The sequence below is a fragment of the Serratia sp. LACPHL-BACT-2024-00286 genome (genome assembly GCF_043109535.1).
Lineage (GTDB): Bacteria > Pseudomonadota > Gammaproteobacteria > Enterobacterales > Enterobacteriaceae > Serratia > Serratia sarumanii.
The window spans coordinates 109,646-130,871 of sequence record NZ_JBICNA010000008.1 but is presented as its reverse complement, the minus strand read 5'-3'; the positions used below and the strand labels follow the sequence as shown (position 1 = coordinate 130,871).

At 59.5% G+C, this 21,226-nt stretch carries 20 protein-coding genes; 9 read left to right on the top strand and 11 right to left on the bottom strand.

What is annotated here, in order from left to right; all coding sequences use genetic code 11:
* Positions 1-417 precede the first annotated feature (417 nt).
* From iolD to iolE, 4 genes are read left to right on the top strand one after another with little or no spacing between them, the layout of a single operon-like run.
* Entirely contained in the window at positions 418-2,358 is a 1,941-nt protein-coding gene (gene iolD / locus ACF8MC_RS21740; protein ID WP_033649355.1) for a 3D-(3,5/4)-trihydroxycyclohexane-1,2-dione acylhydrolase (decyclizing), read from the top strand.
* A gap of 35 nt (positions 2,359-2,393) precedes the next feature.
* Positions 2,394-3,407: a Gfo/Idh/MocA family protein gene (locus ACF8MC_RS21735; RefSeq protein WP_033649354.1), complete on the top strand. Its 1,014-nt coding sequence runs from the start codon at positions 2,394-2,396 to the stop codon at positions 3,405-3,407.
* A gap of 40 nt (positions 3,408-3,447) precedes the next feature.
* The gene (locus ACF8MC_RS21730) at positions 3,448-4,332 is read left to right on the top strand and encodes a sugar phosphate isomerase/epimerase family protein (RefSeq protein ID WP_004930845.1); all 885 of its coding nucleotides are present in this window, start codon (positions 3,448-3,450) and stop codon (positions 4,330-4,332) included.
* A gap of 59 nt (positions 4,333-4,391) precedes the next feature.
* Positions 4,392-5,288, top strand: a complete 897-nt coding sequence (iolE, locus tag ACF8MC_RS21725) for a myo-inosose-2 dehydratase (protein WP_019455194.1) — start codon at positions 4,392-4,394, stop codon at positions 5,286-5,288.
* Between the two features lie 58 nt (positions 5,289-5,346).
* Here iolE and ACF8MC_RS21720 read toward each other — a convergent pair whose 3' ends face one another.
* Entirely contained in the window at positions 5,347-6,528 is a 1,182-nt protein-coding gene (locus ACF8MC_RS21720; protein ID WP_164105590.1) for a P1 family peptidase, read from the bottom strand.
* Entirely contained in the window at positions 6,521-7,036 is a 516-nt protein-coding gene (locus ACF8MC_RS21715) for a GNAT family N-acetyltransferase (protein ID WP_164105588.1), read from the bottom strand. The genes ACF8MC_RS21720 and ACF8MC_RS21715 overlap by 8 nt, the downstream gene beginning before the upstream one ends.
* A 389-nt stretch (positions 7,037-7,425) precedes the next feature.
* Between ACF8MC_RS21715 and ACF8MC_RS21710 the strand changes: the two genes are divergently transcribed.
* Together ACF8MC_RS21710 and ACF8MC_RS21705 are read left to right on the top strand one after the other, a co-directional pair.
* Positions 7,426-8,121, top strand: coding sequence for a pirin family protein (locus tag ACF8MC_RS21710; protein ID WP_164105586.1), 696 nt, complete (start codon positions 7,426-7,428; stop codon positions 8,119-8,121).
* A 691-nt stretch (positions 8,122-8,812) separates the two neighbouring features.
* Positions 8,813-9,700 carry a hypothetical protein gene (locus ACF8MC_RS21705; protein WP_041037055.1) on the top strand — a complete coding sequence of 296 codons (888 nt, stop codon included), beginning with the start codon at positions 8,813-8,815 and terminating at the stop codon, positions 9,698-9,700.
* Between the two features lie 75 nt (positions 9,701-9,775).
* Here ACF8MC_RS21705 and ACF8MC_RS21700 read toward each other — a convergent pair whose 3' ends face one another.
* The 8 genes from ACF8MC_RS21700 to yhfZ form a co-directional block, all read right to left on the bottom strand.
* Entirely contained in the window at positions 9,776-10,630 is an 855-nt protein-coding gene (locus ACF8MC_RS21700; protein ID WP_164105584.1) for a phosphatase PAP2 family protein, read from the bottom strand.
* 54 nt (positions 10,631-10,684) lie between these two features.
* Positions 10,685-11,995, bottom strand: a complete 1,311-nt coding sequence (locus tag ACF8MC_RS21695; protein ID WP_047570181.1) for a YhfT family protein — start codon at positions 11,993-11,995, stop codon at positions 10,685-10,687.
* A 10-nt stretch (positions 11,996-12,005) separates the two neighbouring features.
* Positions 12,006-12,359, bottom strand: coding sequence for a DUF2620 domain-containing protein (locus ACF8MC_RS21690; protein ID WP_033654455.1), 354 nt, complete (start codon positions 12,357-12,359; stop codon positions 12,006-12,008).
* Positions 12,360-12,372: 13 nt separating this feature from the next.
* Positions 12,373-13,266, bottom strand: a complete 894-nt coding sequence (locus ACF8MC_RS21685; protein WP_033654454.1) for a phosphotriesterase-related protein — start codon at positions 13,264-13,266, stop codon at positions 12,373-12,375.
* Positions 13,259-14,488, bottom strand: a complete 1,230-nt coding sequence (locus tag ACF8MC_RS21680; protein ID WP_047570186.1) for a phosphopentomutase — start codon at positions 14,486-14,488, stop codon at positions 13,259-13,261. Before ACF8MC_RS21680 ends, ACF8MC_RS21685 begins: the two co-directional genes overlap by 8 nt.
* 48 nt (positions 14,489-14,536) lie before the next feature.
* Positions 14,537-15,700, bottom strand: a complete 1,164-nt coding sequence (locus ACF8MC_RS21675) for a YhfX family PLP-dependent enzyme (protein WP_047570188.1) — start codon at positions 15,698-15,700, stop codon at positions 14,537-14,539.
* Between the two features lie 92 nt (positions 15,701-15,792).
* Entirely contained in the window at positions 15,793-16,149 is a 357-nt protein-coding gene (locus ACF8MC_RS21670) for a hypothetical protein (RefSeq protein ID WP_060423607.1), read from the bottom strand.
* A gap of 10 nt (positions 16,150-16,159) precedes the next feature.
* A complete protein-coding gene (gene yhfZ / locus ACF8MC_RS21665) occupies positions 16,160-17,071 on the bottom strand; it encodes a GntR family transcriptional regulator YhfZ (RefSeq protein WP_164105581.1) in 912 nt (303 codons plus the stop codon).
* A gap of 224 nt (positions 17,072-17,295) precedes the next feature.
* Here yhfZ and gntR point away from each other — a divergent pair, with 224 nt between their 5' ends.
* From gntR to gntK, 3 genes are all read left to right on the top strand, one after another.
* Positions 17,296-18,291, top strand: coding sequence for a gluconate operon transcriptional repressor GntR (gntR, locus tag ACF8MC_RS21660; RefSeq protein ID WP_004930833.1), 996 nt, complete (start codon positions 17,296-17,298; stop codon positions 18,289-18,291).
* Between the two features lie 340 nt (positions 18,292-18,631).
* The gene (gene gntT, locus ACF8MC_RS21655; RefSeq protein WP_033636339.1) at positions 18,632-19,948 is read left to right on the top strand and encodes a gluconate transporter; all 1,317 of its coding nucleotides are present in this window, start codon (positions 18,632-18,634) and stop codon (positions 19,946-19,948) included.
* A gap of 101 nt (positions 19,949-20,049) precedes the next feature.
* Positions 20,050-20,577 carry a gluconokinase gene (gene gntK, locus ACF8MC_RS21650; protein ID WP_033636338.1) on the top strand — a complete coding sequence of 176 codons (528 nt, stop codon included), beginning with the start codon at positions 20,050-20,052 and terminating at the stop codon, positions 20,575-20,577.
* A gap of 30 nt (positions 20,578-20,607) precedes the next feature.
* On the opposite strand, the gene ACF8MC_RS21645 is transcribed toward gntK, so the two are convergent.
* Entirely contained in the window at positions 20,608-21,201 is a 594-nt protein-coding gene (locus ACF8MC_RS21645) for a YhgN family NAAT transporter (protein ID WP_033654449.1), read from the bottom strand.
* Between the last annotated feature and the right edge of the window lie 25 nt (positions 21,202-21,226).

Sequence of the window (21,226 nt, the reverse complement as noted above, 5' to 3'; positions counted from 1 at the left end):
TGTGATGCATTTAAAACATCGACAGAGGCGTGGGAAAAGGCGGTGAAACGGCTACGGGAGGGGGGCCGGGGCACGCATAAAAGAGGGGAAATGACAGGGTAAAAGGCGGTCAACCCATGAGCCAACGGCTTTTATTGGCCGGTGCGTGGCGCGAAGCCAGTGAAGGCTGAATCACGAGATGAAACGGGCTTTTCATGCATTATGCGATCTTTATCGCAAAATGAAATGTTTCTTCTGTAATGTGATTTTATGAAAAATATATTTGTTTATAATCGCTTCACGTTTCAGGTTGTCGACTTCGTGAGCAGCGGGCATCGCCTGCTCAAGATAATAGCTGCCGCCGCGTAACACAAACACGGAATTGTCGGCTCGGCGCGAGCCCTTTCCGGGGCGGCCCTCAATCTAAAGGGTGAGTAAATGGGCAAGATCAGGCTAACCATGGCGCAGGCGCTCGTCAGATTCCTCGATAACCAGTATCTGCTGGCCGACGGCGTGGAAACCAAATTCGTCGCGGGCATTTTTGCGATTTTCGGCCACGGCAACGTGCTGGGGCTGGGGCAAGCGCTGGAGCAGGATAGCGGCGATCTGCGGGTGCATCAGGGCCGCAACGAGCAGGGGATGGCCCATGCGGCGATCGGCTTCGCCAAACAGAAGCTGCGCCGGCAGATCTACGCCTGCACCTCATCGGTCGGCCCCGGCGCCGCCAATATGATCACCGCCGCGGCCACCGCCACCGCCAACCGCATTCCTTTATTACTGCTGCCGGGCGACGTTTACGCATCCCGCCAGCCGGATCCGGTGCTGCAGCAAATCGAGCAGTCTTACGATCTCAGCATCAGCACCAACGACGCGTTCCGCGCGGTGAGCAAATACTGGGACCGCATCGTGCGGCCGGAACAGCTGATGAGCGCCTGCATCAACGCGATGCGCGTGCTGACCGATCCGGCGGAAACCGGCGCGGTGACGCTGTGTCTGCCGCAGGACGTGCAGGGTGAAGCCTACGACTATCCCGACTATTTCTTCCAAAAACGCGTGCATCGGCTCGATCGCCGCCCGGCGACCGACGGCATGTTGGCGGACGCGTTGGCGCTGCTGGCGGCCAAACGCAAACCGCTGCTGGTGTGCGGCGGCGGCGTGAAATACTCGCAGGCCGGGCGGGCGCTGCGCGAATTCGCCGAGCGCTTCGGCATTCCGTTCGCCGAAACCCAGGCCGGCAAAGGCACGGTGCCGAGCGACCATGAATTCAACCTCGGCGGCATTGGCGAAACCGGCTGCCTGGCGGCCAATACGCTGGCTCGTCAGGCCGATCTGGTGATCGGCGTCGGCACCCGTTACACCGATTTCACCACCTCGTCCAAATGGCTGTTCCAAAATCCGGACGTCAGCTTCCTCAATATCAACGTCAGCGCCTTTGACGCCGGCAAGCTCGACGGCGTGCAGGTACTGGCGGACGCCCGCGAGGCCCTGAGCGAACTGGGCGCGCTGCTGGCGCAGGCCGAGTACCGCGCCGGCTGGGGCGACGCCATCGCCGCGGCGCGCAGCGCCCAGCGTGAAGAGACCGAGCGCGTTTACGCGGTGGAATACGGCGGCGCAGGCTTTGTGCCGGAGATAGACGATCACCTCGATCGCGAGCGGGTGTTCGCCGAATTTATCGCCCAGACCGATTCCGCGCTGACCCAGAGCCGGGTGCTGGGGGTGCTGAACCGCGAGCTGCCGGCGGACAGCGTGATCGTCGCCGCCGCCGGCAGCCTGCCGGGCGATTTGCAGCGGGTGTGGCACAACCGCGGCGAGCACGGTTATCACGTGGAGTACGGTTACTCCTGCATGGGGTATGAGGTGAACGCCGCATTGGGGGTCAAGCTGGCCGAGCCGCAGCGCGAGGTGTACGCGATGGTGGGCGACGGCGCCTTCATGATGCTGCATTCCGAACTGGTCACTTCGATTCAGGAAGGTTGCAAGATCAACGTGATGCTGTTCGACAACATGACCAACGGCTGCATCAACAACCTGCAGATGGAACACGGCATGGACAGCTACACCACCGAATTCCGCTTCCGTAATCCACAGGGCGGCAAGCTCGACGGCAAACTGGTGCCGGTCGATTTCGCCATGCTGGCGGCGGCTTACGGTTGCAAAACCTATCGCGTCACCACCGAGCAGCAGCTGCTCGATGCGCTGGCCGACGCCCGCAGGCAGACCGTGTCCACGCTGCTGGACATCAAGGTGCTGCCGAAGACCATGGTGCACAAGTATCTCAGCTGGTGGCGCGTGGGCGGCGCTCAGGTGGCCGACAGCGAGAAAATCGTCGCAGTGGCGCGCAAGCTGCAGGAAAACATCGATAAGGCGCGCGATTACTGATTCGTTTTCATACATAAATCTCGAGGGTAGCGAAAATGACATTGAACATTGGGGTTATCGGCACCGGCGCCATCGGCCGCGATCATATCCGTCGCTGCAGCAAAGTGTTGCAGGGCGCACGGGTGGTGGCGGTGAATGACATCAACCGCGACAACGCCGCCAAGGTGGTGAGCGATCTGCAGCTGGATGCGCGGGTGTATGACAACGGCCACGATCTGATTAAGGCCGCCGACGTGCAGGCGGTGCTGGTGACTTCCTGGGGGCCGAGCCACGAAGAGTTCGTGCTGGCGGCCATCGCCGCCGGCAAACCGGTGTTCTGCGAGAAGCCGCTGGCGGTGACCGCGCAGGGCTGCAAAAACATCGTCGATGCCGAAGCGAAGCACGGCAAACGGCTGGTGCAGGTCGGCTTTATGCGCCCCTATGACCAGGGCTATCGCGCGCTGAAACAGGTGCTGACCAGCGGCCAGATCGGCGAGCCGCTGATGCTGCACTGCGCGCACCGCAACCCGACGGTCGGCGAAGCCTACACCACCGATATGGCGATCACCGACACCCTGATCCACGAAATCGACGTGCTGCGCTGGCTGCTCGACGACGACTATGTGTCGGTGCAGGTGGTGTTCCCGCGCAAGAGCCCGAAGGCGTTCCCACACCTAAAAGATCCGCAGATTGTGCTGTTCGAAACCGCCAAAGGCACGCGCATTGACGTCGAAATCTTCGTCAACTGCCAGTACGGCTACGACATTCAGTGTGAAGTGGTAGGGGAAACCGGCATCGCCAAACTGCCGGAGCCGTCTTCGGTGCAGATGCGCAGCGGCGCCCGCCTGTCGACCGAAATCCTGACCGACTGGAAGGATCGTTTTATCGACGCCTATGACGTTGAGCTACAGGGCTTCATCAACGACGTGGCCGCGGGCAAGTTGACCGGGCCTTCCGCCTGGGACGGCTACGCCGCCGCGGTGACCGCCGACGCCTGCGTGGCGGCCCAGCTCAGCGGCGAAATCGTGCCGGTGACCCTGCCGGCGCGCCCGGCGTTTTACAACAAATAACCGGCTTGCACCACCTACCCACGATTGCAGAGGAGTGACCATGAAGATCGCTTTTGATGTTGACGTTATCCGGGATTTGGGCGTCACCAAAATGGTTCAACAGGTGGCGGACTGGGGCTACAAATACATCGAGCAGTCGCCGCACCCGCAGATCAACCCGTTTTACAAGCATCCGAAGGCCAGCCGCGAAATCATGGCGGAGTATAAAAACGCCCTGAAAGCGACCGGCGTGGAGATCTCCTCATTTATCGTGGTGTACCGCTGGTCCGGGCCGGGGGAGGATCGCCGCCAGGCGGCGGTCAAAAACTGGCGGCGGATGATCGAAATCGCGGTGGAAATGGGCGTGCAGGTGATCAACACCGAACTGGCGGGCAACCCCAACGAGCCGGAGATCTGCGAGGAGCTGTGGTATCGCTCGATGGAGGAGCTGCTGCCGATCGTCGAGCGCGAGGGTATCCGTATGGAGATCCAGTCGCACCCGTGGGACTTCTGCGAACTGAGCAACGAAACCGCCGATCTGGTGAAATCGCTGCGCAGCGATCACGTCAAATACCTCTACAGCGTGCCGCACACCTTCTACTACGACAAGGGGCAGGGCGACGTGGCCGGCATGCTGCAGTACGCCGGGGACGATCTTTCCCACGTGCTGATTGCCGACACCATGAACCACACCAAGCATTGCCGCTATATCGTCAACCCGCCGGGGGTAGACGCAGCGGTGCATCAGCACGTCGGCATCGGCGAAGGCGAGGTGAATTTCGACGCCCTGTTTCAGACGCTGCGCGACATGGAGTTTGCCAACCGCAGCTTCAAGGTCGGCGGCGAATCGATCATCTGCACTTCGCTGTTCGGCTACCCGGAAAAGATGCCGAGCCAGGCGGTGGCGACCAGAGAGCGCATCGAAAGAGAGCTGTTGGGCAAATAATCTTATTCGGCTCGCCGGCGGCGTTTGCGCCGGCGGCCCTCCAAGCACCGAGGCAGACCATGAATAAAGACAACGTGAAATTGGCCATTGCGCCGATCGGCTGGACCAACGACGACATGCCCGATCTGGGCAAGGAAAATACCTTCCAGCAGTGCGTCAGCGAAATGGCGCTGGCCGGCTTCACCGGCAGCGAAGTGGGCAGCAAATACCCGCGCGATCCGGCGGTGCTGAAACCGATGCTGGACATTCGCGGTATCCAGATCTGCAACGCCTGGTTCAGCACCTTTTTCGCCGACGGCCAGAAAGACAAAACCATCGATGAATTTATCAACCACATGAATTTCCTGCATGCCATGGGCGCCAGGGTGATCGGCTGCTCCGAGCAGAGCAAGAGCATTCAGGGCACCACCAAAGGCGTGTTCGAAGAGAAACCGTACTTCAGCGATGAAGAGTGGCAGCGGGTGGCCGACGGTTACAACGAGCTGGCGAAGATCGCCGCCGGTAAAGGCATGCAGGTATGTCTGCACCACCACATGGGCACCGGCATTCAAACCACGGCCGAAATCGATCGCTACATGAGCATGGTCAACGACGACGTCTACCTGCTGTTCGATACCGGCCACGCCTACTATTCGGAAGGCAGCCAGCAGGCGATGATGGCGATCCTGGAGAAGTATCTGCCGCGCATCAACCACGTCCATCTGAAGGACGTGCGCGATGAGGTGGTGGCGGAAGTGAAGGCCAACAAGCTGAGCTTCCTCGATGGCGTGAAGAAGGGCACCTTCACCGTGCCGGGTGATGGCGTGATCGACTTCAGGCCGGTGTTCAAGCTGCTGGACGAGCGCGGTTACAAAGGGTGGATGGTGGTGGAGGCCGAGCAGGATCCGGCGCTGGCCAACCCGTTCGAGTATGCGGTAAAAGCGCGCCGTTATATTCGGGAAACCGCCGGCATTTAAGCGGCGAGGGTTAATCATGATTAAGGGGCGCCAGCGCCCCTTTTTTGGTGGCGGCGTGTTAGCCGCCGAGCGTTTGCCAGGTTGCGACCTGGCTGCCTGGCCACGGCGTGGCGGCATGCACGCCACGGGCGATCGCCCGGGCCAGGGTGTCCGCCGCCAGCGCGCCGATTTGCAGCACCGCCAGTTCGCGGCTGCCCTGAACCTCGCGCTGCCCGGTGGACAGGGCGAACACCACGTCGCCGTCAAACGGGCTGTGCAGCGGGCGAATAGCGCGCGCCATGCCGTCTTGCGCCATGATGGCCACCCGTTTCAACTCCACTCGCGTCAGCGCCAGATCGGTGGCGATGCAGGCCAGGGTGGTGTTCTTTCTGCCGCCCTGCGGCTCTTGTTCCATCCAATCTTCGCCCTGGGCGCGCAGTTGCGCCAGCGCCGCCGTGCCGCCGTTGCCGAATTCACCGTCAATTTCATAGGGCGTCGCCCAGAAGGCGCGGGTGCCGGGCGCTACCACTGCACCCAAACTGTTGACCGCCACCAGCGCGCCGACGGTAGCGCCGTTGGCGGCAATGATAGATGCCGAGCCGAGGCCGCCTTTCAGCTTGCCCATGCCGGTCATGGCGCCATAGCCGGCACCGACGGTGCCGAGCGGAAAATTCAGCCCGGCCTTGCCGACCGCATCGATGCCCAACTGGCGATACGGCGGCGTGAGCTGCCAGTTTTTGTCGCCGCCGTTGGCCAGATCGTACAGGCAGGCGGTGGGCACGATCGGGGAGACCGGCACGCCGGGCGCCGGGCGCAGCGCGTAGCCTTTACCCTGTTGCCCCAGCCAGGCAGCGACGCCGTCCGCCGCCGCCAGGCCGTAAACCGAGCCGCCGCTGAACGTCAGCGCATCGACGGTCTGCACCAAATTGTCTTCGCCCAGCGCGTCGGTTTCCCGGGTGGCGGGGCCGCCGCCGCGCACGTCCACGGCGGCGATCGCCGAGCTGTCCGGCAGGATAACCGTCGCGCCGGTGCGCACCCGGCTGTCCTGCGCCACGCCGACCTTCAGGCCCGGCACATCGGTAATCAGGTTGCGGGCGCCTGGGCGTCCGGCGGCGGAAGTTGGCATAGCGGCACCTAATGGGGTGAGAGGAGAGAATATGCCGACGGCGGCGGTCAGGCCGGCCAGCGCTTGTAAAAAGGTTCGGCGGTTGATGTTCAGGGGCCGGCGCAGCGGCCCCTGCGGGTGGGGAAGATTACGCATCGCCGCGCGGCTGCCCGGAGCGAAAACGCGCCATATGGTAGGCATCGACCAGTACGCCGTCGCGCATGGCATAGGCGCGGCTGGTGCCCTCTATCTCGAAGCCGAATTTGCGGTACAGCGCGATGGCCGCCGGGTTGTCGGTGAATACCGTCAGCTCGATGCGTTCGATGGCCGCCCAGTTGTCGCACAGGTCGATCATCGCCTGCATCAGGCGGCTGCCGACGCCTTTACCGTGGTAGCGCGGATCGACGCCGATGCCGAAGGTGGCCACGTGGCGGCGGCGCACGCGCTGATTCAGCATCACAACCAACTGGCCGGCAAGCTGCCCGTCGATAACGGCCGCCAGGTTATACGTGCCCGGTTCGGGATTGGCGAGGCGCTTCTGCCAGGACTCGACGGATGGTAGCGGTAGCTGCAGCGTATCGCGGTAGACGGGCGCCAGCGAATAAAGATGATGCAGGGCCTGCGCATCCGTTGTTTCCACGTGGCGTATCACGATCTCGCTCATCTCGCTGCTCCTGTTGCTTACCGGTTGAATAACCTCTGAATTTATCCGTTTACTGCCTTGAGTCAATATTATTTCAACGGGTCAAAAAAAACGCTTTACAGGTGCGAATGATAATGATTATTATTGCGATGCGTTCCGGGGAGGGCATCAACCCTTGATACTCTCGCTGCGAAGGCACGACATTGCTCACATTGCTTCCAGTGTTTACTTAGCCAGCTCGGGTGCTGGCTTTTTTTTTGCCCTTTTTCAACCGCTTCCGCCTTCAACAAATCCGTTGCCCATCCGCCGTTTCATTCCATCGAAATTTTTGAACAGAGGCATGAGTTTTTTACGCTTTCTTATTCTGCCCGCAGGACTAGACTGTAAAAAAACATTGAGGAGAGTTGAATATGATTTATGTACGTAAAGCGGAAGACCGCGGCCACGCCAATCATGGCTGGCTGGATAGCTGGCACACCTTCTCATTTGCCGACTACTACGATCCGAACTTTATGGGGTTCTCGGCGCTGCGTGTGATCAACGAAGATGTGATCGACGCCGGGCAGGGTTTCGGCACCCACCCGCATAAGGACATGGAAATCCTGACCTATGTGCTGAGCGGCACGGTGGAGCATCAGGACAGCATGGGCAACAAGGAGCAGATCCAGGCCGGCGAATTCCAGATCATGAGCGCGGGCACCGGGGTACGTCACTCCGAGTACAACGCCAATCAGGATCGTCCGCTGCACCTGTACCAGATTTGGATCATTCCGGATCAGGTCGGGCTGGAGCCGCGCTACGAGCAGCGCATGTTCGACGCGCCGCAGGGCCGTCAGCTGGTGCTGTCGCCGGATGCGCGCGACGGTTCGCTGAAGGTGTTCCAGGATATGACGTTGTCGCGTTGGGCGCTGAATAAAGGCGAGCAGGGTGAGTATCCGATCGCCGCCGGCCGTCGCATTTGGATCCAGGTGGTGCGCGGCAAGGTCTCGGTCAACGGCCAGGCCGCCGGCATCAGCGACGCGTTTGCGGTGTGGGATGAATCGGGTCTGACGATTCAGGCCGACGAAGAGAGCGAAATCCTGCTGTTCGATCTGCCGTCGGTGTGATTAGGCGGTAAATATCAAGTTGTTGCCTTCCGCTGATGCGGCTGGCGGCGCAATATGACCAACCTGGTGCTTCAGGCTTAGCCTGGAGTGCGGGTTGGTTTTCTTGTTATGGCCCGGTTATTTCCTCGGTTTTCTGGCGTTTCCTTCGCGCCAGGCTGCAAAAAGTGTTTGCCTTCTTTTGAGCAAGAAAGTTAATTCTGGAGCCGCTGTGTGATTTTTATACGCCTGACATGAGAGCGGCAACGATTAAATTAATCTGGCTTTACATTATTGATAATAATATTTACAGCCTGTCTGTTTATCGAGCGATTTAATAAAGGATTTAGAATTATTATATAAATAAATCATTTCCTGATAACGTATTAATTGCAAAGGCAATGCCATTGTTTGTGTTTGCATGATGTTAATTTCAGGTAGGGCGTCTGTGAACTGATGGTCAAATAATATTGACGGGCTGAAATACGTAAATAAAACGGTCCGGAAATGAGTGCCAGAGCGGTGGCTGATTTTTTGACTTGGACGATAGCCGCTCAGTGGGTTGCGTGCTAAATATATTTTTAATTTCTTTCGTCAGTTTATTTTTTGGTTTTCCAATCGCGCCACAGAGGGGCGTCCGAGCTCACGCGTACGGGCTTTCGACACGCTGAATGCCATTGCAGAAAACAATCTCATACCTGGAGGTAGAGGAAAAATGATGAAAATTAAAAATGAACGTAACGGCACTTATGATGATTTCTTAAATGCGATACTCACTTTCGAAAGCACGATCGATCCGCAAAAAGCGCAATATTATGCGGAAAATTATGATAATCCAACCGCGACATCTTATCAGGATGTGGAGTATCCCGGCCGGGTTATTCGGGCCCAGGATGGCACGACAACCAAAAGCAATGTCTCGATAAGAGAATATTTCGAGCGTTTGGGTATCGGCAAATACTATACTCAAGGTTCAACGGATCCTCAGATGTTCAAGCAAATGCAGTATGCGACGATGAACTATCTCGGTTTTATCGGTTACCAGCTCAGCGAACAAGACTTCTGGGATCTGGGATATTACACGCATTATGATGAAAACCATCTCCCTAAATATTATTCCGACGTGCCGGTGTCAAATTGGGCCAACGGCGTGCGGGATAAGGTCATGAATCTGCCTGGCAAAGGCGAAGTGCATGTCACGGATGTGAATACCTGGCAAGGGACCTTTACCGGCAAACACGGCATTAATAGTTTTGACGATGTTCTCGATCCGGATAAACAGGACTATGTCGCCAAAGATCATTTTGTCGATAAGTACGAGGGCATGGTGCGTTTGCTGGCGGAGAGAGGCAAAACCCTGAATGATTATTTGGGCACCACTATTCGTTGGTCTGAATGCCATCCCGTGTTGACGCCGCCGCCGGGCGTGCCGGATGCGGTGGAAATCACGCTGTCGGGTTTACTCGGCGGCGCCCATCTGCGCGGTGCGGAGGGCATTACCGCCCTGCTGGTCGATCGTGAAAATCGGGCGGATGAAAACGGCACGGCGATTTTGCAGTATGTCTATCAGTTCGCAGGCTATGACACACCGTTTAACCCCTAATGCTCTTCCATAGTCGCCGCGGAATGGCATGATTCCCCCGCGCGCAAGCGCGGGGGAATCGACGCGGGCTAAGGGTCAGCGTTCTTCCGTTTGCTGCTGCAACAGCCGATCTATCTCTCGTTTTGCTTCCCGAAATTGCTGCTGATATTCCGCGCTGGCTTGCAATCGAGCAAAGGCACCGGCCGCCAACACGCGGCCGGCTTCGACATCGCTGGCCCAGTGTACGCCGCAAATCAGCCGGCTGCGGCCAAACTCATAACCCTTGCGCATGAGCTCCGTCGCACGTTGCGGCACCATGGCCGTCAGCGTCATCGCCCATACGAAACCGGTTACGGCATGCCCGGAGGGATAGGAACCGCCATCGTTGCTGAGCGCACTGTGCTCTTGCGGGGTACAGCTCTCCACCCGCAGCGCGGAGTAGGGGCGAATGCGGGCGTGGGCCTTTTTCGCGCCGTTGGAAGCATAGCCGGCGTCCGTGAGCAGGCGGCTCAGCAAAAGGTGGGTATGCGGCGTGCGCTGGCGCGATATCTCCGTCCCCAACGCTGCGGAGAAAGCCCGACCGATGGCATTGAAGGACAGATTGGCATCCTCCACCGCCAACCTGCCCCGGGGCGTATCGCGCAGTTTGCGGAGCTGGTAAAAGGTTTCCTCGTCGGCTTTCCAGGCCGCGCTGCCTTCAATCGGCGGGGCCGGCAGGATTGCCGCGCCGTCCGGATAGTCTGCGGGCGTAAGATAACCGTTGATCCAGCCTTCTATGTAGGGAGAAAAGCCTACATTCGGATAGCCGATATCCGAATAGTCTACCCGCCACCGCTCGCGGGTATCGCTGTTGGGCGCGATGGACTCGGCATGCGCCGGCGCGTTTTGCAGACAAATCAGGGCGAGCCCTGTAACGGCGCTTCGTTTTATGTTCAGAGTGAATATAGCCATCGTTATATATTCCCTTCCTGGCATGACGCTGTTTCAGTAATGACGACGGTTTGATCACTGCGGCACAAACAGGCCGATCCAGCCGAAAATATTGAGCAGAATGCCGGTGATAATGACCGCCACCACCGGCGCGGCGATTTTCAGCACCGGGCGGCCGAGCGCTTCGTTAAGGAAATAGAGCGCCGCCGCCATGCTGAAGCCCGTGTACCCGGCCATTTTGATGGCCGCGAAAGTGGAGCCGATCAACAAGGCGAATTCCATCAGCATATTCATCGCGTTGCGGATATTGTCGGATGCATTGCGCACCGAAGGATATCGGCCCAGCCATTTGCCGATATAGCGCAGCAGCAGGATTTCCAGCGTGATGACGATGGCGCCCGCCGGTGCGGCAAGCCAGGGCGAGGGGGAAAGGTAGCCGACGACAAAGACGAACGTGAAGCCCGCCACCGCATATACCCCGGTCGCCAGCGCGGTAGTGGCGATCAGCGGAATGAATCCAAGCCCGCGCATGAATTCGGCCAGCGCCGCCTGGTGCAGAAGGGCGTCTGATTCTTCGGGCGAGATGCCGGGCGCGTAGGCTTTCGCCAGCGTATAAATCGAGACTTCGGAGCCTCCGAAGATCTTCATGCTGGCGACGGCAGAAATCAGCGCGCCGGTTACGGCGATAAGCGGCAGGTTGTTGATAATGCGCTGTGTGCGCTCCTCAAACATCGACGGGGCCGAAGCCTCTTCACCCGTTGGGGAAGTCCGCCGATCTCTCAGATCGCGGAAAATCGCGATGCCCAACAGCAAAACCATACCGACGAAGATTTCGATCGACTCCGGGAACAGATGCGGGAAATAACGCACGACGATCAGGCGCGACAGCAACACCAGCAGGGCCGCGACCACGCTCTGTTTCCAGCCGAACTGGTAGAAAATGGCGACCAGGGGAAAGAGCGCGAAGGCCGACACGACCGGGTTACTCAGTTCCCCCAGCGCGCCAATGATGTCTACCGGCAGCGAGGTCAGGAGTTGGTTGATGGGCTGCAGGCTGGTGAAGACCAGAATGCCCCAGATGGCGCCGAGAATGAATGCCAGCCACACGTTGACGGCCAGCACGCCGATGATGTCGGTAGGCAGAAACAGCAGCCAGCTGTTCAGCAAGCCGGTGGACAAGGTAAATGAAATGCCGACGGAGGCCACGAACCCTATGCTGAGGCCAAAAGCGATGCTGCCCGCTTCCCGACGGTTCATATGGCCTTCCACCAGTTGCGGAAGGATAGGGCGAATGCCGTCATGAAAGACTGCCGCCGAACGGTGAGATAACAGCGCCGTCATGCCCGTCAACAGGGACACCAGAATGACGGAAAGGATAGGGTCCATTTTCGCCTCCTTATGACAGTTGCCGAATCAACAGCGGGATCGCATGTTCGACGTGCTCGACCGAAAGGCCAAACGCGACTTTTCCTTCCGCCACCCACTTCGTTATTTGCTCTTCTTTCGCACGAATGCCCGGCTTGGCGATCGTGCAGCATTTGTTGAAGCCGATGATGGCTATCGCGATGGACAGCGCAGCGCCGGCGCCGGTATTGCAGGCGCCGATGAAATAGTCCAGTTCGCCGTTTTTGACTCGGGCGGCGGCGTCCATGTCGCTTAAGATGCTGACGTCAAAAATGCCTGGGGCGGCGCTCTCGATGGCCTGTTTGATCTGTTCCCGCTGTAAACCTGCAATTCCGATTTTTTTCATGGCTATCACCTTATTATTTGAAGAACCGATTTGGGTTGTGTTGCAGCATTGCGGTCACGGCTTGCTGACCGATCCCCGCCTCCAGCAACAGCGGAACGAAACTGTCCATGAGGTAGCTGAAGCCGGGGCCGCCGTTGCCGCGCAGATGCGAACGGCGCGTGATGTCCATCGACAGCATCACCCGCTCGAGCAGGCCGCGTTGCGACAGCGCGGTCAGCATCGCCACGCGTTTTTCATCCGGGTAGTAGCTGTTTTTGCCAATGGTGTCGAACTGCACCCACGCTCCCCGATCGATCAGGTGCAAGACAGTTTCCAGATTGTCTTTCAGATCGCAGTGGCCAATCACGATGCGGTCGGCCGGCACGCCGTAAGATTGCAGCAGGGCGAGCTGCTCCGGCCCCATGGTGCTGAAGCTGGTATGCGTGGAGATTGGCCGCCCCGTGGCGTGGTGAGCGAGGGCGGCGGCGTGGAACATTTTTGATTCGTCGGGCGTGATTCGGCCCTCGCTGCTGCCGATTTCGGCAATCACGCCAGCGCACAGGCCGCTGCCGTCGATGCCGCATTCAATTTCGGCAATCATTTCGGCGGCCAGCGTTTGCGCGTCTCGGGTGGCGACGTGTTCGGGATAGAAATCCTGTTGGTAGTAGCCGGTGGAGAGCAGCACGTTGATACCGGTGTCGCGCATCAGGCGCGCGATGAAGTGGACATCCCGCCCCATATAGCGGTTCGTTACCTCGACGATGTTGCGGACTCCCCGCGCCATCAACGCCTCCATTTCATCGCGCAGCAGAGCATAGCTGTCGAGGCGACAGTCATCGTTATGCTTAAACGGTGAAAGATCGATGTGCAGATGTTCATGCGCATAGGTGTAGCCGTCGGCGTTGAGCCATTCAATCTGATCAGCCATGAGAATTCCCCTGCAATAATGAGAAAAAAGAGGTGCCGTTCTGCGGTGCGGGAGCGCCGAAGGCGTCGCAAACGGAGGCGCCCACGTCGGACAGCGTGGCCCGATCTCCCAGCCGGACGCCAGTGACGCCCGGGCGCCAGACCAGCAGGGGCACGCACTCGCGCGTGTGCTGTGAATGCCCGATCGTCGGGTCGTTGCCATGATCGGCCATGACCACTAACGCGTCGTCCTTATCCAGCAGCGACATGAGATGCGCCAGATATCCGTCCACCAGTTGCAGGCGCTCCGCATAACGCGCCACATCCTGCGCATGCCCGGCCAGATCGGTTTCCTGAATGTTGGTGCAGATAAATCGCCGGCCCGGTCGTTGCGCTTCGCTCAGGGTCAGCGCCATGATTTGCGCGGAATCGACAATCCCGCCGAAGTTATCGCCGTCGGGATTGGCGACGATATCCGCCACTTTCCCTATCAGGGATGTCGGGATGCCTTGACGTTGCAGACAGGCGGGAACCTGTACGGCCTCATCGACGCCGTAACCCAAATGAACGACCCGGAAGCCTTGCCGGTAGACGCCCGAACGCGGGGCATCGATGCCGGCGTACATGTCTTGCCGGCTTTGCGCCGCTGCGGCGATGGCTTCGTTGCTGGTGCTTTCTCCGCCGAAGACAATGACGCGGCTCACGGGCGCGCATCGCCTAACGATGGCGCCGATTTTTCTGACCGTGTCGTAATCGATCAGGTTCAGATTGGCGGTCACGTTGTAGACCAGGCCGGGGTCGGTTTCAAGGTTATCGCCGACGGCCACGGCGTCGTTGACCCAAAGGTATGCCGTATTCGCCGTCACCGGGAGCCGCTGCACCCGGTAGCCCGCTTTCCGCAGGGCGCCAGCCGTTTTATCCATGATTTCGCCGAACGGCATTCTGAAGGGCTGTTTGGGCTGAGTTCCCATAATTTCCTGATGCCCCATGAACGAGTCGGCGCCTTCATGTTGCAGAGCCGCTTTGCCGACGTTTGCCTGCGGATTGGGCTCCATCACGTTGGCCCGGTATCCCAGCGCGTTGATCAGGCCCAATCTTTCCATTGCGGGCAGGCGCAGGTCGGGACATTGCTGCAAGATATGGCCGCAGGTATTGGCGCCTGCGTCGTTCGGCCTGACTTGCGGCACATCCTCCATGGCGCCGACGCCAAAGCTGTCGATCACCAGGACTACAAATTTGTTCATGCTGTGTTCCCCCCTGATATTGGCGGCTGAGACGCCGACGGCGTTTGGCTATTGCCGCGAGACGATGGGATTGCCCAGGCTGTCGTAGAGCCCGGCCAGCGTTGGCCGGCCTGCGCTGATGCCCTGGATAAGCGCTACGTCGCTGCGGGTGACGAAGATCTGCGTGCGGAAACACATGATTACCGGGCTGCCAACCGCGAAATTGCCCTCCAGCCCCAGGTAGTAATCGATATTGTCCGATTTGAACGGCAGTGTCCGCGTCTCGCTGGGGGTATCCCCGGCGAAAACCAGCGCGTTCCGTAGGCGGCCGCGGCGGTAATAGCCGCCGCCGAAGCACAGGCTGTTCGATCCTGCGTTATGAGACACTTCCGACAGATACAGCATGGCGATGCGTTCCGGTTGATCGCCGTATTCATTGGCCGGAATGGTGCCGGTAAACGCGTGGCCAGGTTCAATATGCGTCGCGCCGCCGCGGGCAAGCGCAGGGATGGTGTTGCAGCTATTGGCCGACGGGGCGTTAACCTGCTCGATAGGAAAGCCCGCCGCGCGCAGCGTTTTCGCCGCGTTGACCAGCGTGGTAAAGTTCGGCGTGGTGAGGCTTTCGCCCGCCGTTGCCGACGCCAGGGCGCAAGGAAAATTCGTGACGCCGACGATCTCCACGCCGCCAAGCGCGGCGATGCGCGCCGCGACATCGACCAGCTCGTCAGGCAGGAAGCCGCCTTCCTGACCGGGGTAGACGATATCGCCGGTCTGGCATACTTTCAGCAGCAGGCGTTGCCGCATGCCGAGACGCCGGGCGCATTCGGCGATCCTGCGCGCTTTCTCAAATGAGAAAACCGTGATGACTTCCGGCCGGCATCGCAGCGCGCTTTCGATTTCCCCGTCCGGAATTTGCACTAAATGCCCCAGATGGCGAAGCGGCACGCCGTTATTGGCCAGGCATCGCGCCTCGCGGAAATCCACCGCCACCGCTCCGCTGAACCCCTGGTCGATAATTTGTTGGGTTAGCCAGGGATTACGGCCGAACTGCTTGCTCATCACATACGGCGTCACACGATATTCTTCCGCCGTTTGCAGAATGCGGCGCGCATTCTGTTTCACCATATCCACATCGATCACCCAGGTGTCCGGCGTGAGTTTGTGCTGGCGCAGCAGCCCGATCGACGCGTCAATCAGCGGTTGATTTTGTTTGCGTAGCGCATCTAAAAACATAGGGTTGGCGACTCCTTAAGACAGCGGTTTCCGGAACATCAGATTGGCCGTCGTTTAAATATTCATTTTTTTGAACATTTGTTGCGAAAAAATCAATGCCGCTGTTGGGGAGACAAGCCGAACAGGTTGGCCAAGAGATAACCTTCCTCGTTGGGATGCAGCCGTACGCTGAACTTTGCCAGCAGCCCATCATTCAGCCGCCGCAGGTGGGGCAGTTCACCCGATGCGGCGATCTCCTGCAGAAAATCCTCGCCCAGCGGTGCGATGATTTCGCCGCGCCGTGAACGCATCAGCGCGTTCGCCATATGCGCGATGGCCATCCATCCCTGTTCCTCGGGCAGCGGGCGCCCCCAGCGCGTTTCCAGATCGTCAATGACTTGCAACATGCCGCGGAAGATATCTTCATCTATCACTCCGGCCTGGCAAAGCAGCTTCATCTTCTCTTCCACAATCTCTCCTTCAATAGCTGGGCTCAATCTCTTCTGACACCACGGCGCGCTGATGCTGGCGAACCCGATGCGTATCGACAAAAGTATCCAGCAGTTTCCCGGTGCTTCGGTCATCGCTGCGGATTAAAATGGTAGCCTCCGTCGCCAGCACGACGCGTTGATCCCCTTCCAGGGGCACGGCCTCCAGCCCGTAGCGGGCCAACACCCGGCGGTTCTCGACGTTCCAGACGACGGCATCGATGGTGCCGTTTTCGAGCCGGCTCAGGCAGTCGTGGTAAGGAATTTCCACCCGTGCGACCGCCGCCGGGTCATAAATCATATCCGTCAGCAGCTTTTGGTCCATCGAACGGCAGTCCACGCCGACTCTGCGCACCGCGCCGTGATCCCCGCGGCGGCGAATGATTTGATGCGATACCCAAGAATGCTCTCCAAGCGTCGCCGCGATCTTCACCCCGTTTTCCGGCCGGCTTACATACTCTTCGGCGGCCAGACGCGAGACGACCGCCAGGTCATAAATGCCATTGCGCAAACATTCCACGCGAATATCCGCTCCCCGCATATGTGCGAAGTAGAACGGTACGTCGGAAAACTCGCGCTTCAATCCGCTGGCGAGCCCCTCGTACTCGCGGGTATAGGGTAACGGCATGGCGCAAACAACGCGGGAAATGTTGGCGTAATCCAGCAGCGACCTATAGTCCACATGGGTTAAGAAGCTGCCGTTGCGCCCGCTGCGTTGTACGGTTATGCAGCCTGCGTTTTCCAGTGTCTTGAGCGCCGCCTGCATCAAACCGATGGACAGGGCGTTGTCGTGGGCCAGTTCGCCAATCGTTTTTAATCGCTCCCCCGGTTGGCATCCCAGCAAGTACATCGCCAGACAGCTCAGCGATAACCCTTCTTTTTTTATAAATTGACTGCGGCTCATTTAAATATTCATTTAAGTGAAGATTTATGTCAGGGATACACCAAAAGCGTGGAGAGATCCAAAAATTACGGCGAATGTGTGATGAAGTGCACGTAGCGGTTATCGGTTTCCGCTTGGCGCGGAGAATCTGTGAGTTCTGTTGGCCGTCGCATAACCGACAATATCGGCCCGCCGTTTTTTTTGCTAAAATGACTGCCCATTCACGGTTAGTCAGTTCATTGATAATGAAGAAAAAACGGCCGGTACTCCAGGATGTGGCGGACAAGGTGGGCGTGACCAAGATGACGGTGAGCCGTTATCTGCGCAATCCCGACCAGGTTTCTGCCGCCCTGCAGCAAAAAATCGCCGTCGCGCTGGATGAGCTGGGTTACATCCCCAACCGCGCGCCGGACATCCTCTCCAACGCCACCAGCCGGGCGATTGGCGTGCTGTTGCCGTCGTTGACCAACCAGGTGTTCGCCGAAGTGCTGCGCGGCATCGAAAGCGTCACCGACGCGCACAACTACCAGACCATGCTGGCGCACTATGGCTACCTGCCGGAGCGTGAAGAAGAGCGTCTGACCTCGCTGCTTTCTTACAATATCGACGGCCTGATCCTGTCTGAGCGCCATCACACGCCACGCACCCTGAAAATGATCGAGGTGGCGGGCATTCCGGTGGTGGAGCTGATGGACTGCGTCTCGCCGTGCATCGATCTGGCGGTGGGCTTCAACAACTTCGAGGCGGCGCGCCAGATGACCCAGCAGATCATCGCGCACGGCCACCGTCACGTGGTCTATTTCGGCGCCCGACAGGATGAACGTACCATCATCAAACAGCAGGGGTATGAGCAGGCGATGCGCGAATCCGGCCTGGAGCCGTACAGCATCATGACCGCACGCTCTTCCTCCTATTCCGCCGGCGGCGAGCTGCTGCGCCAGGCGCAGCGCGACTACCCGCAGATCGACAGTATCTTCTGCACCAACGACGACCTGGCGATCGGCGCGGCCTTCGAGTGCCAGCGGCAGGGGCTGTCGATCCCGCAGGACATGGCGATCGCCGGTTTCCACGGCCATGATATCGGCCAGGTGATGGTGCCGAAGTTGGCCAGCGTGCTGACGCCGCGCGAACGCATGGGGCAGATCGGCGCCGAGCGCTTGCTGGCCCGGCTGCGCGGCGAAACGGTGTGCCCGCGCATGGTGGACGTCGGTTTCACCGTGATCCCCGGCGGCAGTATCTGAGCCATTTTAACGTTCTGTTTTAACACCCTTTCTTTTTGCAGCGCGCCCTGAGGCGCGCGGGTTATCCCGCCTGTAAGCCCGCCGCTCGTTGCCGGCATAAGTTTGATCTCTGTCCCAGAACGCGAATTTTAGCCGCTTACCCGGTTCCGGCGCTCATGTTGTTACCGGTATCATGATACCGGTAACAACGAGTGTGCGGTCATCTTGCTGCAAGACTGAACCTCTGACTCAACAACACCTACAGCTCTTCTTAAACACCGGGAAAGAGCCTAAAAATAAAACAACCGCACGCTTTACGCCTATCGTAAAGAGAGTCGCGATAAAAGGTTGGAGAAAAATTATGCCATTAGTGATTGTTGCAGGCGGCGTAGCGCTGCTGCTGCTGCTGATGATCCGCTTCAAGCTGAACGGCTTTATCTCTCTGGTGCTGGTTGCCCTGGCGGTCGGGATCGCACAGGGTATGCCGGTCGATAAAGTCATCGGCTCCATCAAGGCCGGCGTGGGCGGCACGTTGGGCAGCCTGGCGCTGATCATGGGCTTCGGCGCCATGCTCGGCAAGCTGCTGGCGGACTGCGGCGGCGCGCAGCGCATCGCCACCACGCTGATCGACAAGTTCGGCAGAAAACACATTCAATGGGCGGTGGTGCTGACCGGCTTCACCGTCGGCTTCGCGCTGTTCTACGAAGTGGGCTTCGTGCTGCTGCTGCCGCTGGTGTTCACCATCGCCGCCTCCGCGCGCATCCCGCTGCTGTACGTCGGCGTGCCGATGGCCGCCGCGCTGTCGGTGACCCACGGCTTCCTGCCGCCGCACCCGGGCCCGACCGCCATCGCCACCATCTTCCATGCCGATATGGGTAAAACCCTGCTGTACGGCACGCTGCTGGCGATCCCGACGGTGATCCTGGCCGGCCCGGTTTATGCCCGCTTCCTGAAAGGCATCGACAAGCCGGTGCCGGAAGGCCTGTACAACCCGAAAACCTTTACCGAAGCGGAGATGCCGAGCTTTGGCGTCAGCGTCGCCACGTCGCTGGTGCCGGTGATCCTGATGGCGCTGCGCGCGGTCGCTGAAATGGTGTTGCCGAAGGGCCACAGCCTGCTGCGTTTCGCCGAGTTCTTCGGCGACCCGGTGATGGCGACCCTGATCGCCGTGCTGATCGCTATCTTCACCTTCGGCCTGAACCGCGGCCGCACCATGGATGAAGTGATGGGCACCATCACCGATTCGATTAAAATCATCGCCATGATGCTGTTGATCATCGGCGGCGGCGGCGCCTTCAAGCAGGTGCTGGTGGACAGCGGCGTCGAGCAGTACATCGCCGGCCTGATGGAAGGCAGCAACGTTTCGCCGATTCTGATGGCCTGGTCGATCGCCGCCGCGCTGCGTCTGGCGCTGGGTTCCGCCACCGTGGCGGCGATCACCGCCGGCGGCATCGTCGCCCCGCTGATCGCCACCACCGGCGTCAGCCCTGAGCTGATGGTGATTGCGGTCGGTTCCGGCAGCGTTATCTTCTCGCACGTTAACGATCCGGGCTTCTGGCTGTTCAAGGAGTACTTCAACCTGAGCATCATGGAAACCATCAAATCCTGGTCGGTGCTGGAAACCATCATCTCGGTGTGCGGCCTGGTGGGCTGCCTGCTGCTGGCGACGGTCGTATAATCTTTATCCGACGCCCTGCGGGGCGTCGGCGTTCCAGAGTATCTTTATCAGTCGGGACGCATTTGGCGCGCTCGCGCCAGTTCCCATAAGGGCATGACACAATGAGTAATCCGCAGAATCACGTATTTATCCTGATGGGCGTATCCGGCAGCGGCAAATCCGCCGTGGCCAGCGCCGTCGCCCACGAGGCCGATGCCGCCATGCTGGACGGCGATTACCTGCACCCGCGCGCCAACATCAACAAAATGGCCGCCGGGCACGCGCTGGACGACAACGATCGCGCCCCGTGGCTGGCGGCCTTGAACGACGCCATCTTCGCCATGCAACGCACCAATCCGGTGTCGCTGCTGGTGTGTTCGGCGCTGAAAAAAAGCTATCGCGACCGCCTGCGCGAAGGCAATCGCAACCTGCATTTCCTCTACCTGAAAGGGGACAAGACGGTGATTGAGGAGCGCCTGAAACAGCGCAAGGGCCACTTCTTCAAACCGCAGATGCTGGTTTCGCAGTTCGCCACGCTGGAAGAGCCGGGCGAGCAGGAGCCGGATGTGCAGGCGATCGACATCAACCAGCCGCTGGACGGCGTGGTCGCCGACACGCTCGCCTGCATCAACCGCATCACCGCCCGCTGAGCGCGGGCCGTCGTCGGCGCCGCCAGGCGCCTACAGCTTCATGTAAGCCCGTATGCCGTCCAGGAACATCTGGGTCGACAGCATCACCAGAATCAGCCCCATCAACCGTTCCAGCGCGCTGACGCCTTTGCTGCCCAGCAGGCGCAGGAACAGGTTCGACATCAGCAAAATGGCCGCAGAGAGGCCCCAGGCGATCAACAGCGCCGCCACCAGATGGGGCAGCTGATGCGGATACTGGTGCGACAGCAGCATCAGCGCCGCCAGAATCGACGGCCCGGCCACCAGAGGGATCGCCAGCGGCACCAGGAAGGGTTCTTCGCCGGCGGACAGCCCGGAGCTGTTCCCCTCCTGCGTGGGGAAAATCATCTTGATGGCGATCAGAAACAGAATGATGCCGCCGGAAATGGAGACGGTTTCGGTGCGCAGGTTGAGGAACGCCAGAATTTTCTCGCCGGCGAACAGGAAGATCAGCATCAGCAGCAGGGCGATCAGCAGCTCGCGGATCAGCACTACCCGGCGGCGGCGCGGTTCCAGATGCTTGAGCACCGACATGAAAATCGGCAGGTTGCCCAGCGGATCCATAATTAAAAACAGCAATACCGTAGCGGAAATCATCTCTGTCATGGTGACCTCGTGATCGGGAAAACGC

Coding starts and splice junctions, on each gene's coding strand:
- ACF8MC_RS21730 (WP_004930845.1), top strand. CDS start 3,448: ATGAAGATCGCTTTTGATGTTGACGTTATCCGGGATTTGGGCGTCACC.
- ACF8MC_RS21675 (WP_047570188.1), bottom strand. CDS start 15,700: ATGTTTTTAGATGCGCTACGCAAACAAAATCAACCGCTGATTGACGCG.
- iolD (WP_033649355.1), top strand. CDS start 418: ATGGGCAAGATCAGGCTAACCATGGCGCAGGCGCTCGTCAGATTCCTC.
- ACF8MC_RS21720 (WP_164105590.1), bottom strand. CDS start 6,528: ATGCGTAATCTTCCCCACCCGCAGGGGCCGCTGCGCCGGCCCCTGAAC.
- ACF8MC_RS21715 (WP_164105588.1), bottom strand. CDS start 7,036: ATGAGCGAGATCGTGATACGCCACGTGGAAACAACGGATGCGCAGGCC.
- yhfZ (WP_164105581.1), bottom strand. CDS start 17,071: ATGAGCCGCAGTCAATTTATAAAAAAAGAAGGGTTATCGCTGAGCTGT.
- ACF8MC_RS21645 (WP_033654449.1), bottom strand. CDS start 21,201: ATGACAGAGATGATTTCCGCTACGGTATTGCTGTTTTTAATTATGGAT.
- ACF8MC_RS21710 (WP_164105586.1), top strand. CDS start 7,426: ATGATTTATGTACGTAAAGCGGAAGACCGCGGCCACGCCAATCATGGC.
- ACF8MC_RS21735 (WP_033649354.1), top strand. CDS start 2,394: ATGACATTGAACATTGGGGTTATCGGCACCGGCGCCATCGGCCGCGAT.
- ACF8MC_RS21700 (WP_164105584.1), bottom strand. CDS start 10,630: ATGGCTATATTCACTCTGAACATAAAACGAAGCGCCGTTACAGGGCTC.
- gntT (WP_033636339.1), top strand. CDS start 18,632: ATGCCATTAGTGATTGTTGCAGGCGGCGTAGCGCTGCTGCTGCTGCTG.
- ACF8MC_RS21690 (WP_033654455.1), bottom strand. CDS start 12,359: ATGAAAAAAATCGGAATTGCAGGTTTACAGCGGGAACAGATCAAACAG.
- iolE (WP_019455194.1), top strand. CDS start 4,392: ATGAATAAAGACAACGTGAAATTGGCCATTGCGCCGATCGGCTGGACC.
- ACF8MC_RS21695 (WP_047570181.1), bottom strand. CDS start 11,995: ATGGACCCTATCCTTTCCGTCATTCTGGTGTCCCTGTTGACGGGCATG.
- ACF8MC_RS21705 (WP_041037055.1), top strand. CDS start 8,813: ATGATGAAAATTAAAAATGAACGTAACGGCACTTATGATGATTTCTTA.
- ACF8MC_RS21680 (WP_047570186.1), bottom strand. CDS start 14,488: ATGAACAAATTTGTAGTCCTGGTGATCGACAGCTTTGGCGTCGGCGCC.
- gntK (WP_033636338.1), top strand. CDS start 20,050: ATGAGTAATCCGCAGAATCACGTATTTATCCTGATGGGCGTATCCGGC.
- ACF8MC_RS21685 (WP_033654454.1), bottom strand. CDS start 13,266: ATGGCTGATCAGATTGAATGGCTCAACGCCGACGGCTACACCTATGCG.
- gntR (WP_004930833.1), top strand. CDS start 17,296: ATGAAGAAAAAACGGCCGGTACTCCAGGATGTGGCGGACAAGGTGGGC.